This is a genomic window from Vreelandella indica (assembly GCF_037070225.1).
GTDB lineage: Bacteria > Pseudomonadota > Gammaproteobacteria > Pseudomonadales > Halomonadaceae > Vreelandella > Vreelandella arctica.
Genome location: NZ_JBANSO010000005.1, coordinates 130,289 through 145,560, shown reverse-complemented (window position 1 = coordinate 145,560; position 15,272 = coordinate 130,289). Strand labels below are relative to the sequence as shown.

Genomic DNA, 15,272 nt, shown 5'->3' with positions numbered 1-15,272 from the left:
GCCATCAAAGTGTCTGGCAAGATAGTCGTTTTCGAATCTCTATCGATCAAGGACACGGCATGGCCCACCTGCTACGCATCGTGATGATTCACGGCCACCTGGAAGGGGTGGTGGAACTGAGTGTGGACGGCCACACCAATATTTGCGGCACCAACGCCTCCGGTAAAACCACGCTACAACGCCTGGTGCCGGTGTTCTATGGCGAATTACCCAACAAGGTCGTGCCCAAGACGCGCATGAAGTTCGACGCGTTTTATTTGCCCCACCGCAACAGCTACCTGGTGTACGAATACCGCCGCGAAGCGGGCAACATCTGCCAAGCGGTGCTGACCCGCAAGGCCGAGGGCGGGGTGGAATACCGCTTTGTCGGCGCGCCCTACCAGCCGGAGGATTATTTGGTGGAGAGCGACGCGGGCGTGGCGGCGCTGGACTACACCCAGTGGGCCAGCGGCCTGCGGCGCAACGGCACGCCGGTGTCGCCCAAGCTGGGCGCCACCTCTGAATTCCGCTCGGTGATCCAGAACGACTTTACCCAACTGCACGGCAACAGCCGCGATGGCCTCAAGCTGCGCCAGATCGCGTCGCAGTTCAGCCTGGTCAAACCCGAGCGGCGCATCCGCCATATCGAAAAGCTGGTTTCTGCGGTGCATGCCAAAGAGGGCAAGATGGACACCCTCAAAACCATGCTGGCGGCGATTTTCGAAGAGGATGGCGTTGAACTCCCGGTGACCCGGATTCGCAACACCAAGGCGCGGGAGTGGATCGCCCAGATGCGCCAATCCATGCGCCTGGAACCGCTGCAGGCCTCGCTGGCCCGACTTGCCGGTATCGACCGTGAACTCGCCGACCTGGATGCCACGCTGTGGCAACTGAAACCACAGCTAGAAGACGACCGCCAGAAAGCAGAGCGCCGTATGGCCGATGTGGATGCTGAGCTTGCCCGCCACCAGCGCGAATTCCAGCAGCGTGAGAGCGACTACGCAGAAGCGCGGGATAAGCTGAACGACCGCCACAGCGAAGTGGTCAGCGATTTGCAGCAGACCCAGCGCCGCCTCAACGACCTGCAAACCCAGTACGAGCAATACGCTGATGCGGATATGCCCGCCCTGGAGCGTGACATCAACGCGCTGCCCCAGTGGCGGGAGCAGCGCGACCAGCTGCGCACTCACTTGAACGTGATGCAGGACGCGGTAAAAGAGAGCCAGGCGCGTCTGGACGGGCGGCTGCGCGAGCTTTCCGAAGCACTGGCCCGCCAAACCCGTGAATCCCAGGAACTGATCGACGCCCTGGTCGAAGAGAAAGCCCTGCGCCGGGAGCAGCAGTGGGAGTCCGAACAGCAGCTCAACGAGCGCTACCAGCAGGAGCGCCAACGCCTTGAGGGCGAGTACCAGGCGCAGCTGGAGCTCGGTGTCGAACAGCTCGCCGAGCTAAAAGCACAGCTCTCGCTCTCGACCCAGACTGCTGAAGAGGCTTCCGAGGCGGAGCTTGCCCAGGCACGCCTGGATCAGGCCCAGCAGGAGCGCAATGCATCGGCCGCTACTCTGGATGGCCTACGCCGGGAGTTTGAAAGCCGCAAACGCGAACGCGACAGTGCCGAACAGCAGTTGGTGCAACTTCGCCAGCAGTTGGAGCGCGCCGAGCAGCGATGCTTCGCGCTCTATCAGCAGCGCGACCCGGAGCAGGGCAGCCTGCGCCACTTCCTGCGCTACCATCGCCCCGGCTGGGAGCAGCAGCTGGGCAAGGTGATTGCGCCGGAGCTGCTGGAGCGGCGTGATCTCGCCCCACAGCTAGCAGAAGGCGCTAGCGATGACCTGTTCGGGCTGGCGCTGGACCTTTCCGCCATTGCCCTGCCGGATTACGCCCAGGATGAAGCCAGCCTGCTTGCCGCCATTGAAGAAGCGGACACCGCCAAACGCCGGGTGCAAACCGAGAGCCAAGCCGCCGAGAAATCGCTCAAGCAGCATAACGAGCGGGTGCAGCAGGCCGATGAAGCCCAAGACCAGGGCCGCATGGCCCACAAGCGCGCCGAGCAGGAAGTCGAGTTTGCGATAGAGGCCCGCCGCCAGCAGCAGGAGCGCCATACCAAGCGCCAGCAGGAGCGCCGCGCCGCCCATCAAACCGCGTTAGCCACCCAGGAGCAGACGCAAAAAGAGCTGCGCGAAGAGAAGCAGCAGGCGCTCGCCGCCCTTAGCGAGACTCACCAAAGCCAACTGCTGGAACTAAAAGCCGACGGCCAGAGCCAGGTAGATAGCCTGGATGCCCAACTGCGCCAGTATAAACAGCAGTTGAGCGACGCCAACAGCGAGCACCAGCGTCAGCGTGGGGAACTGGAAGAAGCCTTTAGCCAGGAACTGGCCGAGCAGGGCGTCGACCCCGCCAAGCTAAAAGATACCAAGGAGCGGCTGGCCAGCCAGGATGAACGCATCCGCGTCACCGCCGCCCGTCAGGATGAACTCACCGAATACACCCGCTTTATGCGCGTCGAATGGGGCCAGCATAAGCCGCAGCTGGTCGCCCAGGAGGCAGAGCTGGAGCAAGCCGAACAAAAGCTGCAGCGGGATAAAGAGCACCTGAAGAACGACTTCCAGGCGGCGCGCAAAACCTACCAAAGCACGGTCAGCACGCTGAAAACCCAGCGGGAGAGTGAGTACGCCTGCCTGGAAGCCTTGAAGCCGCTACTTACCCAACTGGAAAGCCTAGCCATCGAGCCCGACGGCCAAACGCCCGGTGCGCCGCTGGGCGATGTGGACGAGCGCATCGAGCGCGCCCGCCAAGCGCTGGGCAATCGCCACCAGCTCATCGAGCAGCTGCGCCGTGGCTGCCTGGAAGTGGAAAGCCAACTGATCAAAGACGCCAGCAGTGGCTTCGCCGAAGCGCTGGAGAGCGAGCGTAGCAAGCTACAAAGTGACAACCCGCGCCTACAGCTGCCGCTACTGCGCGACATGCTCAAACTGCTCGAAGATCAACAGCAGCAACTGATTCAGGAAGGGCGCAACCTAAGCGACGACCTGGATAAGTTCTTCACCGTGTTCCGCGATTTGAACCGCCGCATCAGCGCCCAGAGCCGTAGGCTCTCTGAAGAAGTCGCCGATGACCTGCGCCTGGAAGGCATCACCAAGGCCGAAGTGCGCATCCAGTCCACCATCGATGAACTGGGCTTCTGGGAGCCGCTGAAGCTGTTCGCCCAGCGCTATAAAGAGTGGCGCGAATCCGGCCAGACGCTACCCAGCGACGACTACCTCAATGCCCTGGCGGACGTGGTCGATCTGCTGCGCAGCGACCAGCAGTACAGCTTCGAAAGCCTGCTGCGCCTGGAGTTGCACCTCAACGAAGGCGGCACCGACCTGGTGATCAGGAACGACCGCCAGCTGCTGGAGTCCTCCAGCCACGGCATGGCGTATTTGATTCTGTGCAAGTTCCTGCTCGCCTTTACCCGCCTGCTGCGCGGCGATGCGGAAATCGCCATCCACTGGCCCATCGATGAGATCGGCACCCTGGCGTACCACAACGTCGAAAAACTGTTCGACGCCTGCGACAGCAACCGCATTCATATCGTCGGTGCGTTTCCCAACCCCGAATCCGATGTGCTGCTGCTGTTCGCCAATCGCTATCTGATCGATCGCGATGAGGCCAACCCCAACAAGCGGGTGTTAAAACGCATCGAGCCACGGCTAAGCCGCCTGGCCGAACGGCTTCAGGAACGTCAGCAGGAGGTGACGGTATGATCGAACATGGCCCACTGCTAGAGCGCCTGCTGGCCGGTGAGTTTATTTGCCCGATCAGCGATGAGAGCGGCTATCGCCATCTCACCAATGAAGAGACCCGGGAAGAGATCGACACCTACCTGCGGCCGCTTAACCGGCGCTTGGCCAGCAACGAAGATGGCAGCGTCTATTTTTTGGCCTGGCGTCAGCTCAATGACAACGCTCGGGATCAGCTGTCCCGTCAGCTCGGCGATACGCTCAATAGTCTGCTGCCGCTGCTGGAGTGGCTACAGCTGGTTCAGGAAGCGCTGGGCCGCGATACCCTGGCCGCCCCCGGCGACGTGCTCAAACCCGCCGAATTCAGCGCCAAGTGCGAAGACAACCAAAGCCTGCGGGAACGCCTGGAACGCCTTGCCACCGACAGCTTTTTCGGCTCGCAAAGTGACCAGCTCGATGCCCAGGTAAAGCAGGTCTTCAAGCGCCTGAAAGAGCACGGCTACCTGCTCCAGCCCCATTCAGAGCGGCAGGTATTCGTGGTTACCGGCAAGATCGACTACCTGGTGGATCTGGTGCGCTTTATTCGCGACGAAGAGAACCTGCCCATCGAAGATGGCAGCGAGGAGGGCTCCGGTTCCCAGGAGGCCCTGTTGTGAGCATGGGGTCTAATGGAGAACACGCACTGGAAAGCCGCCTGCTCAAAACCGGCAGTGAACGGCTGGCGCTGCTGGGCAAGCACGCCGATGTGCTGATGCAAGCCTACACCCGCGATGAAGTGCCGCTGGAATCGCTCAGCGACAGCGCGCTGCGCAAGCTGCTGGCGGCGCGCATTCTATGGCGACCGGATGAGCAGAGCGGTGTGAAGCTGGCGCCCAAGGTGCGCGAACTGATCGCCGAAATGCTTGCCGACGAGACCCGCCGCCATGTGAACGCCGATGTAGCGGAAACCCTGGAGCTGATTCGCGCGCTGGTACACAGCTACCGGGAGGCGCGTAGCCGCGGCGAGCACTGGCGGCTGGAACAGCAGCTAATGCGCCTGCGCCAGGAGGTCGACGACCTGAATGGACGCTTCGCCGATGCCATCGACAGCTTATGGCAGCGGCTGAATAGCGATTTTGGTTTCGTCAGTCAGCTCAACGACAAGATCCGCGAAAACGACCGCGCCCAGAAGCAGATCGCGAGGCTGCTGGATGGCCTGGCGCTGATCGACTTCGACGAGTTGATCGAGCTGGTAGGCAGCGACGGCAGTCTGCGCAAGCTATTGATCAGCCAGCTTCAACAGCAGTTAAGTAATCACTACACCGGCCTGCGCGAAGTGCAGCGGCGCTTGATCGAACTGATGGCGCGCTTTCGTAAGCAGCAGGCGCGCAGTCGCCTGATCAGCGGCATGGCCGCCTTTATGCGCGAACACCCAGGCTTTGTGCCGGGCAACTACGCACGGCGCAGCGAGGTACCAGGGATGGTCAATCAAGCCGCACCGCTAAGCGCCGCAGCCGCCCCAGCGCTGGATCGCAACCTGGAGTGCCGCTTGCTCGCCGACCTGCTGCACCAGCTCCCCCAGCCGCGCCACACCACCCAAACCGTTGAAGCCGCCGCCCCTGCCCAAGCGCAAGAAAGCAGCCTCGCCGCCGCCCGCCAGCAGGCGCTCAAGCAGGATGTGGAGCACTTCTATTTGAGCGTGATCGACCAGCCTCAGGCGGAGCCGGTCAGCGCCCTTGAATACCTGCGTGAAAGCCCGCTGGAATGGCCGGATGAAATATGGCTCTTCCAGGTGATTTCCGAATACCAGGGCCTGCCGCGCAGCGACCAGAAGGCGTTTCGGCTCAAACAGCAGGAGAGCCAGGCCAGCCAATTCAATCACCTGCGCCTGATCCACGATGTAGAACTGCAGCTGGCCGTATGAACCTACCCAGCCGTGCACGCAATGGCCTTAACGGCGTCGCCCGCGAACTTCTCCGCCAGCCCGCGGTGGAGAAGCCGCGCCGCCAGTGGGTAGACGACGTAGTGGCCTGGTGCCACCAGCACGACATTGACCTGGCCACGCGAATCAACAGTAAAGCGCTGCGCTTTGACGCCGCCTTGCTGGCGCAGATTAATGACGTGTTAGAGAGCGCCCGCATAGCACCGCTAGGCCGCTCACTCAGCGGCCTGAGCAGCAGCGCCCAGGCAAAAGAGGGCGTAGAAGAAGACAAAGCAACTCGCGAAAGCCCCCGTGCACGGCGGGTACTCGTCAGCTTTCCGCCGCAGCCAACAACGGGGCTTGCCAACGAGCCCCGCGCCGTTCGCGATGTGGATGTGCTGGGGCTAAAGCTGAGCGCGTTTAGCGCCTTGATTCAGGTCGAAAACCTGGACAGCTTCTATGAGTTTTCACCCGACCTTCCAGCACTAAACAGCTACGCTAACCCGCTGGTCGTCTACCGCGGCGACAGCCACTACGGCGGCGGCTTTGCGTTACTAGCTAATGCTTGGCATAAAACCCGCAGGCCACATATCTACGCCGGTGATTTCGACGTAAAAGGCGTCTCGTTAGCGCTGGACAGCAACGCCACCCACTTGCTTCTGCCCACCATCAAATGGCTCACCCAAAACGCCACGCCGCTGCACGTGCCTGCTGAACAGTTTCCTTATCAGCGCAGGCTGCGTAAGCACCTTGCTGCGCTACCTTCCGCCCATCCATTGCGTGACTACCTAATGCTGCTACTGGAAAAGCAGCGGGGGCTCAGGCAGCAGTGGTTTGGTGGGGAGATTGGGTGTGTGGAGTTGAGTTAGAGGCAATTCAATCCGTTTATCAAAGCATCTGTAGTAGTCGGCTATATTTCCTATTTATATTGGAAGTCGCTGCCACGTTGCTGCCCTAAAAGATCTAATTAGGGTCTTTTTATGCTAAGTAGTACGCGATCCAGATACATATTAAATTTAATGAATGGTTGTTTGTGCTCATGATACTGTATGGCTGAAAGCCTTTAACAACGAGGGATGTTAATCTCCTCGTTGCACAAAATCATAAGAGGAAGACGAGCTTGTCTGATAAGGGGAACTTACATTTTGACGTCAGCACTGGCCTTAAGCGTGTACTTGGCCGGGAACTCATAACTGATGACGAAGTCGCGATCTTCGAGCTCGTTAAGAATTCTTTTGATGCTGGCGCAGATAGCGTGTACCTGTATTTCGGCGACGACATGATTGTTATCGCGGATAACGGTTCGGGTATGTCCTATGAAGATCTTACCGACAAGTGGCTGTTCGTTGCTTATTCCTCCAAGCGCAGCGATCGTCCTGAAGATGATTTTCGCAACATCGCCGCCGAGCGCCGACACTATGCTGGTAGCAAGGGAATTGGTCGTTTTTCATCCGATCGACTGGGCTCGGAAGTAGTTATACAAAGTTGTCCAAAAGATTCGACTAGGGTTGTCCATCGGCTAACCGTTGACTGGGAACTGTTTGAGAAAAATGCCAAAGAGCATTTCGAGAAGATTCCTGTTCGCTATGCCGAGCAGAATGCATTTCAGCTACCACAAGAGTTGAGTGAGTTCGAGTCAACCTTGAAGAATGGCACTGTGGTCAGTATTCATCAGCTAAGACGGTCTTGGCCACGGCAGCGCATCCTTGATTTGAAAGCGTCAATTGCGAAGTTGATCAACCCCTTTGGTGAAGAAACTGACGGCTTTGGCATTCACATTACCGCACCGGCCGAGGCCGCGGAAGATAAGCGGCTTACTAATTTACATAGCGATGAAGCGAATGCGCCTCTACCCAAAGATCTTGTCAATGGTCAGGTCGGTAATTTCATCTTCACTACGTTGCAAGATAAGACGACTTTCATTCGGGTAACCATTGATGGTGATGAGTTACACTCAGCGCTTACGGATCGTGGTGAGGTCATCTATCGAATTGTCGAGCCAAATCCATATCAGCATCTCTCGGCAGCTGATTTTAGGTGCGAGATTTACTATCTCAACCAGTCAGCGAAGGTCACTTTTGCTCGGCGTGTTGGTTTACCTTCGGTTCAGTTCGGGTCTGTCTTCCTTTTTAGGAATAATTTTCGTGTCTATCCGGTTGGCGAAGATGGGAATGATTGGTTTGGCTTTGGGCGTCGTAAGCAGCAAGGTTATGCGCGCTTTTTGGGCACCCGTGAAATCATCGGGCGTGTAGATGTTTCTGGATCGGATGAAGATTTTCAGGAAGCATCAAGTCGCAACCAGGGGTTAATAGAAACGCCAGCCGTGGATCAGCTGCAAAAGGCGGTTATGGAGCACTGTCTGAAGCGTTTAGAGAAGTACGTTGTTCCTGTGTCTTGGGCTGATAAGCCAGATTCAAACACCGATGACCTTTCCAGACTATTGACTGATCCTGGACGTGCTCGTGTAACAGCAGCGGTCGCTAATCTCGTCGATAATAAAAAGGTGCGGCTAATCGAGTACAGCAAGCGACTTGTTGATCTGATCAATGAGCGGTCTCACGATTTTGAAGCATCGCTGGTTAGCTTGCGTGCGATTGCCGAGAAAACAGACGATGCGGATATGCTGGCTCGACTCGACTCTGCCGAACGTCGTTTCGATGACTTGAAGAAGTCCGAGGCTGATGCGCGCCGTGTTGCCGATACGGCGATGGCGGCAGCCGAAGCTGCAAATCTCCGTGCTGAAACAGCAGAAGCGGAAGTAGAGACAGAGCGGCGGCGTGCGCACTTTATCGAGTCTTTTGTTAACGTAGACTCTGCTACGATACTAAATCTGCATCATCAGGTGACCATCTATGCCGTAGATATTGCGCAACAGATAGAGAATTTCCTGAACGAGACTGCCGACGAGACATATATTCCACGTGATACTGTTCTTAAAACGTTAGAGCAGATGGCTTTCCTTAATAGAAAAGTGATGTCAGTGACAAAATTTGCGGCGAAAGCGAATTTTAAACTCGACTCCGAAAAAATTGAGACCGATCTGGCCGCTTTCATTCATGACTACATTGAACAGATTGCCCGCACCACAGGCAGTGCCCGGTTACAGATCGCAGCAGAAAATACTCATCCTGGTATGAAACTACGTTTTAACCCAATTGACGCATCTATTATTGTTGATAATTTAATTAACAATGCAAGAAAGGCTAGGGCATCGCGCATTCAATTTGTCTTAAAGAACGAGAATAAAGGCGGCCTTACGATACATGTGAGTGATAATGGACGTGGGCTGGTTCCAGGTACTAACCGTTCGCAAATTTTTGAGATGGGCTACACGACAACGCTGGGTTCAGGCCTGGGTCTCTATCATATCCGGCAAGCCCTTGGTGAAATGGGTGGCAGTATCGAACTCGATGAAGAAGTAGAAAAGGGTCTTGGCTTTATCATCAAGATCGCCGCGAAAGGGAGAAAGGCGTGAGATTAGATTTCAACGTGCTGTGGGTGGATGACCAGCCCGACCGTGTAGCCGCTCAGGGTACGAACATTAAAATGCAAATGGCTACTGAAGGCTTCGAATTCAAACCTCATTACTGCACAACGATTGATCAGATGAGCGAAGCTATCTCGGAGCATGTATTCACGGATGAAATTGACCTAATCCTTGTCGATTGGGATCTTGGGAATGATGAACACGGCGAGGATGCAATCGAGCTTATTCGTCGAATCGTTCATTACAAAGATGTAGTCTTCTATTCTGGGCAAGCCACAGTCGTACAATTGCGGGAGAAAGTCTATAAGAAACAACTTGAAGGAGTCTACTGCGCGGGGCGTGCAGATCTTATTGATGAAGTTATAGGCGTCTTTGAATCGCTGATCAAGAAGGTTCTCGACCTTGATCATACTCGTGGCATCGTCATGGGGGCCACAAGTGATATCGATCATATGGTCAATACATGCTTAGCCCTGGCTCATGGCAAGCTCAATGACGCTGGCAAAGCTGAGTTCATGGAGAGAGCGATAAAACGTGTGGACAGGCAGGTACAAAATATCACTAAACAGGGAGCAAAGCTAAAAGACACGCCTAGCGTTGAGGCTTTGTTCGAAGCTCACATGCTTTTTACGTCAGATCATCGGCTGCGAATGCTGTCGAGTATTCTGGATATGGACGAGTTCGCAGCACATGCGGCTGGTGTAGATACAGTTAAAGACTATCGCGATGGCGTTGTCCGTAACCGCAATACTCTCGGGCATGTTGTCTTGGTCCCTAAGGAAAAGCCAAACACGGTAGTTGATGACGCTGGCAAAGTTGTTGATATTGAGCAGATGCGAGAGCTTCGCAAATTGATTTTGAGATTACGTGCAGACTTCCGATCTCTGCTGGATGCCATGCAAACGTGAGTCGACCTCTAGATCGCTCAACCCCGTAGTCATAATCTCGCTCCAGAGTAGCTCTGTCAGCGTTTCTCCAATGGCTCGTGCGGCAAGTGGTGGTACCGCGTTAGCCACTTGAGTGAAACGAGGCACTTCTTGTTTTCGAAGATAGCCGCCTGAGGTGTACTTCCCGTGGAACGAGTACCAATCAGGAAAACTTTGCAGTCTTGCGTTCTCGCGAACCGTCAGTGTGCGTGGCTCTGAGTAATGCAAAAGATCGTCAGGCATGCTTGTGATCGTTGGCGATGGACGATCAGGGTCAAGAACCCGTAGAGCCAGTTTCTTAAGACCGAAGCGTGCTCGCATCTCCGCTCCAATGCTTATATTTAAACGACCACTGGCATGGCTTAGCGCGATAATCTCTTTGAAACGCTCAGTGATGTGCTCAGCATGCCGAGCTAGGCGTAGGTCCGTAGGAGTTTTGCATCCATCATTCATCAGCTTTTGGTAGTGAGTGAGTGGGCCTGAGTAGCACGTTTCTTTGAAGCCTTTACTCTCACTGGACGGTTGCGTGCCATTTGGAGCAACCTCAAGATCGGAAATAGCTGCTCCCGACGAGACTGGTGCGGTTAGGCGCAACGAGCGCAAAAAAGAAGGAAGACTGTTTTGAAGATGTGCGAATGGATCTGGCACATTTAATTCAGAGCGGAAAGCAAGAACAAAGTAGCGTGTACGTGCCTGCGGTACACCGAAAATTGAAAGGTTCAGCAGTTGTTCATGTACTGTGTAAGAGTCAGATAATTCTTCCTTTAGAAGCTGCGAAAAATTTTTGATCTCGTCACCGACGCTGAAGTCGAGTGTGAATCCTCGGACGTTCTCAATCAAAACAGCTTTAGGTTTGATGATCTCGACCAAATTTAAATAAGAGGCGAATAACTGATTGCGCGGATCATCGTGCTGCCGTCGGCCAGCGCTTGAAAACCCTTGGCATGGTGGCCCACCTACTAGAACATCAATGCTGCCCGAAATTTCTTCGAGTTGGTCTTGGTAGTCGTTTATGAGTTCGACGATACCGATCGGCTCTTTAGGAAGCCAGGATGGCCATTCGTAACTATACGGTGAACGCTCAGCCAGTAGATTTTCGCTGAGAGTGGCAAAGGCGAATCTGTCCCGCTCAATCGCAAAGCATCCTTTCAACCCAGCTTGCATCAAACCTAGTGATAGGCCGCCGCAGCCAGCAAAGGCGTCGATGAACCTTAATGGTTTGGCAGTTGGTGGTAGCATCGTAACTCAACTTTTTGAAAGGCTTGAATGTATATCAGGTAATTATGCACGGCTAGGTGAGTAAGAGCCAGATTGAAGGATGATTCCTCCGAAAATGTAGCGGTGCTTAAATGTAGAGTTTTCCTCTACTTCTGGAAAAACATTAGTGGTTTCGGTAGGACGAGGTGGCTACATAACCTCAATGAATGCGCCGACACGTTTATTAAGGCTATGCAGCCTTCCTTATAATCATAGTTAAACACAGGATAGAGAGTTGATTATGGTCAAGAAAGTAAGAACCGAGGCCGAACTTGGCGAGGCGCTAAAGAATAATGAGGAATCGATAGAGATCGAAGGAGACTTGGCCAAGAAAACTATCAAAATTCGAGCTACAGGAAAAGTAGCCTGGGCGGTATGTATTGGTGCAATAGGAGTTGCTATTTATAGCGTTGTAGCAACTGTTGGGACTGGTGGAACTAGTGCTCCGGTGACTGCGACTACCGCTGGCTTTACAGCGGCAACTGCTACGACAATTCTGGGCGGCGCTGTAACTTATTCCGCGATTGCAATTGGGGTGGCAGCCGGTGGAGTGGGAGCACTAAATAAGTTGCGAAAATATAAGCAAGTTTCGTATGAAAATGAACGGCTTATCTTGCAGCGAAAGTAGTGTTTAACAAGGCCAAGCAGCATCGCACCCTACGGGCGATCGGCCTCGCTTCGCTCGACCGCTGTTGGCAGCGTTATATTTATGGAGAAGCATGATCACACGCGGACACCTTATCGGCGAAATTTTCGATGAACTTACCTCCATTGCGCAGCAGGTATTTACTCGGTGCCAATTGGGACTTACAGACCTCAATCGCTATCTTGAGGATTTCTTCAAGGACTACCTAAACGAGGTCCTGTCACTTTCGTTAGTGAATCTGAATAATGAGAGAGGCAACGAGCCAGATCTGGATCTCTGGTTCGAATAAAAGCCAAACAATGCCTAACAATGCAACCGATCGCTGACGCTGCGGTGGATTGAGGTGTTATGAGCTAGGAGCGCTAATCCTTAAACCTTAGCTAGCTGGCAGTTCATCGTCTTTTTCCAAAGCGAGTACATAAGAGAACACGAAAAGGATATGAACCTACTCTTCCTCGGCACATCAGCCGGTGTGCCCACCAAAAGCAGAAACGTCTCCGGGGTCGCTTTGCGTGAGAGCAAGGGAAAAGGCTGGTACCTGATCGATTGTGGTGAGGGCACTCAGCATCAGGTCTTACACACGAAGCTGTCGTTCCATTCTTTGAAAGCCATCTTGATTACCCATGTGCACGGCGACCACTGCTATGGGCTGCCGGGCATACTGGCGAGTGCGGGAATGGGTGGCCGGAAAGCGCCGCTTACCATTGTGGCGCCCGTAGGTATCAAGGCGTGGTTGGAGGCCACCTGTGAGGCTACGCAGCTATGCTTGCCCTTTGCCCTGGAGTTTGTCGACTCGGACGAGCTGCCCAGCGTTGAGTTTGAGAGTATTGCGGTGACCACTCACAGGCTTTCACATCGGGCGCCTTCTTATGCTTATGGGTTTACGGAGACAAAGGTCGATGCTGCCTTGGACGTGGATAAGCTAGCGCAAAAGGGGATTCCGAGAGGGCCGTTGTGGGGGCAGTTGAAGCAAGGGTTTGATGTTGAGTTTGCGGGTGAGCGGTTAAAAAGCCATGACTACCTGATCTTCAAGCACAAGCCGAGAAAAGTGGTGATCGCGGGGGACAATGACCAGCCTGACTTGTTGATGGATGCCTGCGTGGGGGCGCAGGTGCTGGTGCATGAAGCCACCTACACCGAAGAGATGGCCCAGAAAGCAGGTGATGTTGGGCATAGCTACGCCAAGCTTGTCGCCGCGTTTGCCGAATCGGTTCAGCTGCCCAATCTGGTGCTGACGCACTTTAGCCCCCGTTACCAGCTCCACCCCCTTGCCTCGCCTTCTATTGAAGATATCCGCAAAGAGGCCCAGAGCGTCTATTCGGGCTCGCTTTACCTGGCGTGGGATTTTGGCGAATACACCCTGGATAAATCGGGTCAGTTTACTGAAGTGGCGGGTGAATAACTGCTTTCATCCCGCCGTTCCTTGAGTGTATGCCGTGCAAGTCATTCGCGTAGGTCAGTCGCGGCAATAGCCTTCACCTGTTTTAACTATTAGGCAGTCTTCCTTTTCCAATAGCCATTTCATACCGGTGGCTTCGCCGTCGCCCGCGCGAAGCAGCTGTGGGCCGCCCTCGCGGTTGAAGCGAATGCCCTCGGCGGTGGCCTGCCCTTCGAAGGTGCCGCTTTGATCAGCATCCAGGCCATACTGCATTTCAAGTAGATAGTGGCCGGGGCCTGCAGGTTCGTCTTTGCTGATGTCCAGAAATAACCCTTCAACGCCAATCCATCGGCCGACCCATTGGTCGGTCATCTGGTGGTGGGGCTCGCTTTGTTCGGTTGACGTACCTGAGCCCGGCACGCCTGATGCGGCGGTGTTGCTGTTTTGGGCGCATCCGCTGATAAGTAAGAGGGTGCTTAACGCTAACGCTGTTTTGATCATCGGTATTGATACCCGTTGGGGATAAATAGTCGTCTTATATCCAATCCTCTACTCGAAGCCCTGGTACGCGACTAAACTCACCTAGATTATTGGTTACCAGAATCAGGCCTCTTGAACGAGCATGCCCGGCAATCATCTGATCGTATGGGCCGATGGGTGTGCCCGCTTTGGCCAGCTCGCTACGTAGCTGGCCACTGTGATAGGCGGCGCTGGGGTCGTAATCGAGCACTTCCAGCCGAGCTGCAAACCCTTCTATCACGCTCAAGTTTTTCTCGGGAGAAGCGGACTTTTCAGCACCATACACCAACTCCATGAGTGTCACGGTGCTGATGCAGAGCTGGTCGCTATGCTGGTTAAAGGTCTCACGAACATGGGGAGGTTTATGTTTGATGGTGAAAATGCAGATATTGGTGTCAAGCATGTACTTAAGCATCAAAGCGCCTCTCGTTCCTGTTCGTTTGGCTGCTCACGTTCACTCATAAAGTCTGCAGTGACACTTTGGCCATCAAACCAGCTGTCCCACGCTTCACCTACAGGGGTAATTAAGCGCGCGCGACCCAAGGCAATAACATCAACACGTGTAACGTTCTCAGGCAGCGCGAGGGATTTCGGCATACGCACCGCTTGGCTACGGTTACTTTTAAACACCGCTGCTTTTTCCATAGCTGTCTCCTTTAAGAACTGCCGTTACTCAATCTATACGCGTAACATACTTGCTTTAGTTTGATCGAATTTTGGGATATGTCAAAGGGATATACAAATGCAAAAGGTAAGAATCGACCTGGTATCCGACGTGGCCTGCCCGTGGTGCGCCATTGGCTACCGGCGCTTAGAGCAGGCGTTAGAGACACTCAAGGGCGAGATCGACGTTGAGCTGGTCTGGCAGCCTTTTGAGCTAAACCGCGATATGCCGCCGGAAGGCGAGCCGATTCTGGAGCATTTGTGCCGCAAGTACGGCAAAGACGCGGCTACCATGGAGCAGTCCCAGCGCGAGATTATGGCCGCCGCCGAAGAGCTTGGGCTGAATTTCAGGGGTGCTCTTGAGCGTCGGGCGAACAATACTTTCGCTGCCCACCGCGTGCTGGCGTGGGCTGGAACGCAAAATCAAGAGACAGCCCTGCAGTTGGCATTGTTTGAGGCTTATTTTGGTGAAGCGAAAAACCCGACCGACCCAGAAGTGCTTCGCGAGAAGGCCACTAAGGTGGGACTTGACGGCGACACCGCCGAGGCCATCGCCCGATCGGATCAGTACGCGGACGAAGTGCGAGCGGCAGAGCAGCGATTCATGGACGCAGGGGTAAGCGCCGTGCCAGCCATAATCCTAGATGGCCGCTACCTGATTTCTGGCGCCCAGCCCGCCAATGTGCTGGTCGATGCGCTTCGTCAGGTGGCTGAGGAAAGCGCGAACGGCTAACGTCAAGCCTTAGTGGTCACCGAGCCGACTCGTTTTTGCTGAGATCCAAAAATAGACTTTCT

At 54.9% G+C, this 15,272-nt stretch carries 14 protein-coding genes; 10 read left to right on the top strand and 4 right to left on the bottom strand.

Features of this window, described 5'->3' with window-relative positions:
* Positions 1-59 precede the first annotated feature (59 nt).
* From V8L71_RS05145 to V8L71_RS05120, 6 genes are all read left to right on the top strand, one after another.
* On the top strand, positions 60-3,725 hold the full coding sequence (locus V8L71_RS05145; RefSeq protein ID WP_336273390.1) for an ATP-binding protein: 3,666 nt from the start codon (positions 60-62) through the stop codon (positions 3,723-3,725).
* On the top strand, positions 3,722-4,357 hold the full coding sequence (locus V8L71_RS05140; protein WP_336273389.1) for a condensin complex protein MksE: 636 nt from the start codon (positions 3,722-3,724) through the stop codon (positions 4,355-4,357). Before V8L71_RS05145 ends, V8L71_RS05140 begins: the two co-directional genes overlap by 4 nt.
* A gap of 2 nt (positions 4,358-4,359) precedes the next feature.
* Positions 4,360-5,604, top strand: coding sequence for a hypothetical protein (locus tag V8L71_RS05135; protein ID WP_336273427.1), 1,245 nt, complete (start codon positions 4,360-4,362; stop codon positions 5,602-5,604).
* Positions 5,601-6,470, top strand: coding sequence for a DUF7281 domain-containing protein (locus V8L71_RS05130; RefSeq protein ID WP_336273388.1), 870 nt, complete (start codon positions 5,601-5,603; stop codon positions 6,468-6,470). The genes V8L71_RS05135 and V8L71_RS05130 overlap by 4 nt, the downstream gene beginning before the upstream one ends.
* A 251-nt stretch (positions 6,471-6,721) precedes the next feature.
* Entirely contained in the window at positions 6,722-9,076 is a 2,355-nt protein-coding gene (locus tag V8L71_RS05125) for a sensor histidine kinase (RefSeq protein WP_336273387.1), read from the top strand.
* Positions 9,073-9,996, top strand: coding sequence for a hypothetical protein (locus V8L71_RS05120; protein WP_336273386.1), 924 nt, complete (start codon positions 9,073-9,075; stop codon positions 9,994-9,996). Before V8L71_RS05125 ends, V8L71_RS05120 begins: the two co-directional genes overlap by 4 nt.
* Here the strand turns inward: V8L71_RS05120 and V8L71_RS05115 are convergent.
* Entirely contained in the window at positions 9,952-11,253 is a 1,302-nt protein-coding gene (locus V8L71_RS05115) for a DNA cytosine methyltransferase (protein ID WP_336273385.1), read from the bottom strand. The genes V8L71_RS05120 and V8L71_RS05115 overlap by 45 nt on opposite strands.
* 259 nt (positions 11,254-11,512) lie before the next feature.
* Between V8L71_RS05115 and V8L71_RS05110 the strand changes: the two genes are divergently transcribed.
* The 3 genes from V8L71_RS05110 (at position 11,513) to V8L71_RS05100 (ending at position 13,319) form a co-directional block, all read left to right on the top strand.
* Positions 11,513-11,899, top strand: coding sequence for a hypothetical protein (locus V8L71_RS05110; protein ID WP_336273384.1), 387 nt, complete (start codon positions 11,513-11,515; stop codon positions 11,897-11,899).
* A gap of 91 nt (positions 11,900-11,990) precedes the next feature.
* Entirely contained in the window at positions 11,991-12,206 is a 216-nt protein-coding gene (locus V8L71_RS05105) for an SMEK domain-containing protein (protein WP_336273383.1), read from the top strand.
* A 150-nt stretch (positions 12,207-12,356) separates the two neighbouring features.
* Entirely contained in the window at positions 12,357-13,319 is a 963-nt protein-coding gene (locus V8L71_RS05100) for a ribonuclease Z (protein ID WP_336273382.1), read from the top strand.
* A 54-nt stretch (positions 13,320-13,373) separates the two neighbouring features.
* Here the strand turns inward: V8L71_RS05100 and V8L71_RS05095 are convergent, their stop codons facing one another.
* Genes V8L71_RS05095 through vapB form a run of 3 tightly spaced genes read right to left on the bottom strand, consistent with a single transcriptional unit; the run spans position 13,374 to position 14,459 of the window.
* Entirely contained in the window at positions 13,374-13,796 is a 423-nt protein-coding gene (locus V8L71_RS05095; protein WP_336273381.1) for a hypothetical protein, read from the bottom strand.
* 34 nt (positions 13,797-13,830) lie between these two features.
* Entirely contained in the window at positions 13,831-14,229 is a 399-nt protein-coding gene (vapC, locus tag V8L71_RS05090; RefSeq protein ID WP_336273380.1) for a type II toxin-antitoxin system tRNA(fMet)-specific endonuclease VapC, read from the bottom strand.
* The gene (gene vapB / locus V8L71_RS05085) at positions 14,229-14,459 is read right to left on the bottom strand and encodes a type II toxin-antitoxin system VapB family antitoxin (protein ID WP_008958832.1); all 231 of its coding nucleotides are present in this window, start codon (positions 14,457-14,459) and stop codon (positions 14,229-14,231) included. The genes vapC and vapB overlap by 1 nt, the downstream gene beginning before the upstream one ends.
* A gap of 97 nt (positions 14,460-14,556) precedes the next feature.
* On the opposite strand from vapB, the gene V8L71_RS05080 reads away from it, so the two are divergent.
* Positions 14,557-15,210 (top strand): DsbA family oxidoreductase, encoded by a 654-nt coding sequence (locus tag V8L71_RS05080; RefSeq protein ID WP_336273379.1) that lies wholly within the window; start codon positions 14,557-14,559, stop codon positions 15,208-15,210.
* The last annotated feature ends 62 nt before the right edge of the window (positions 15,211-15,272 follow it).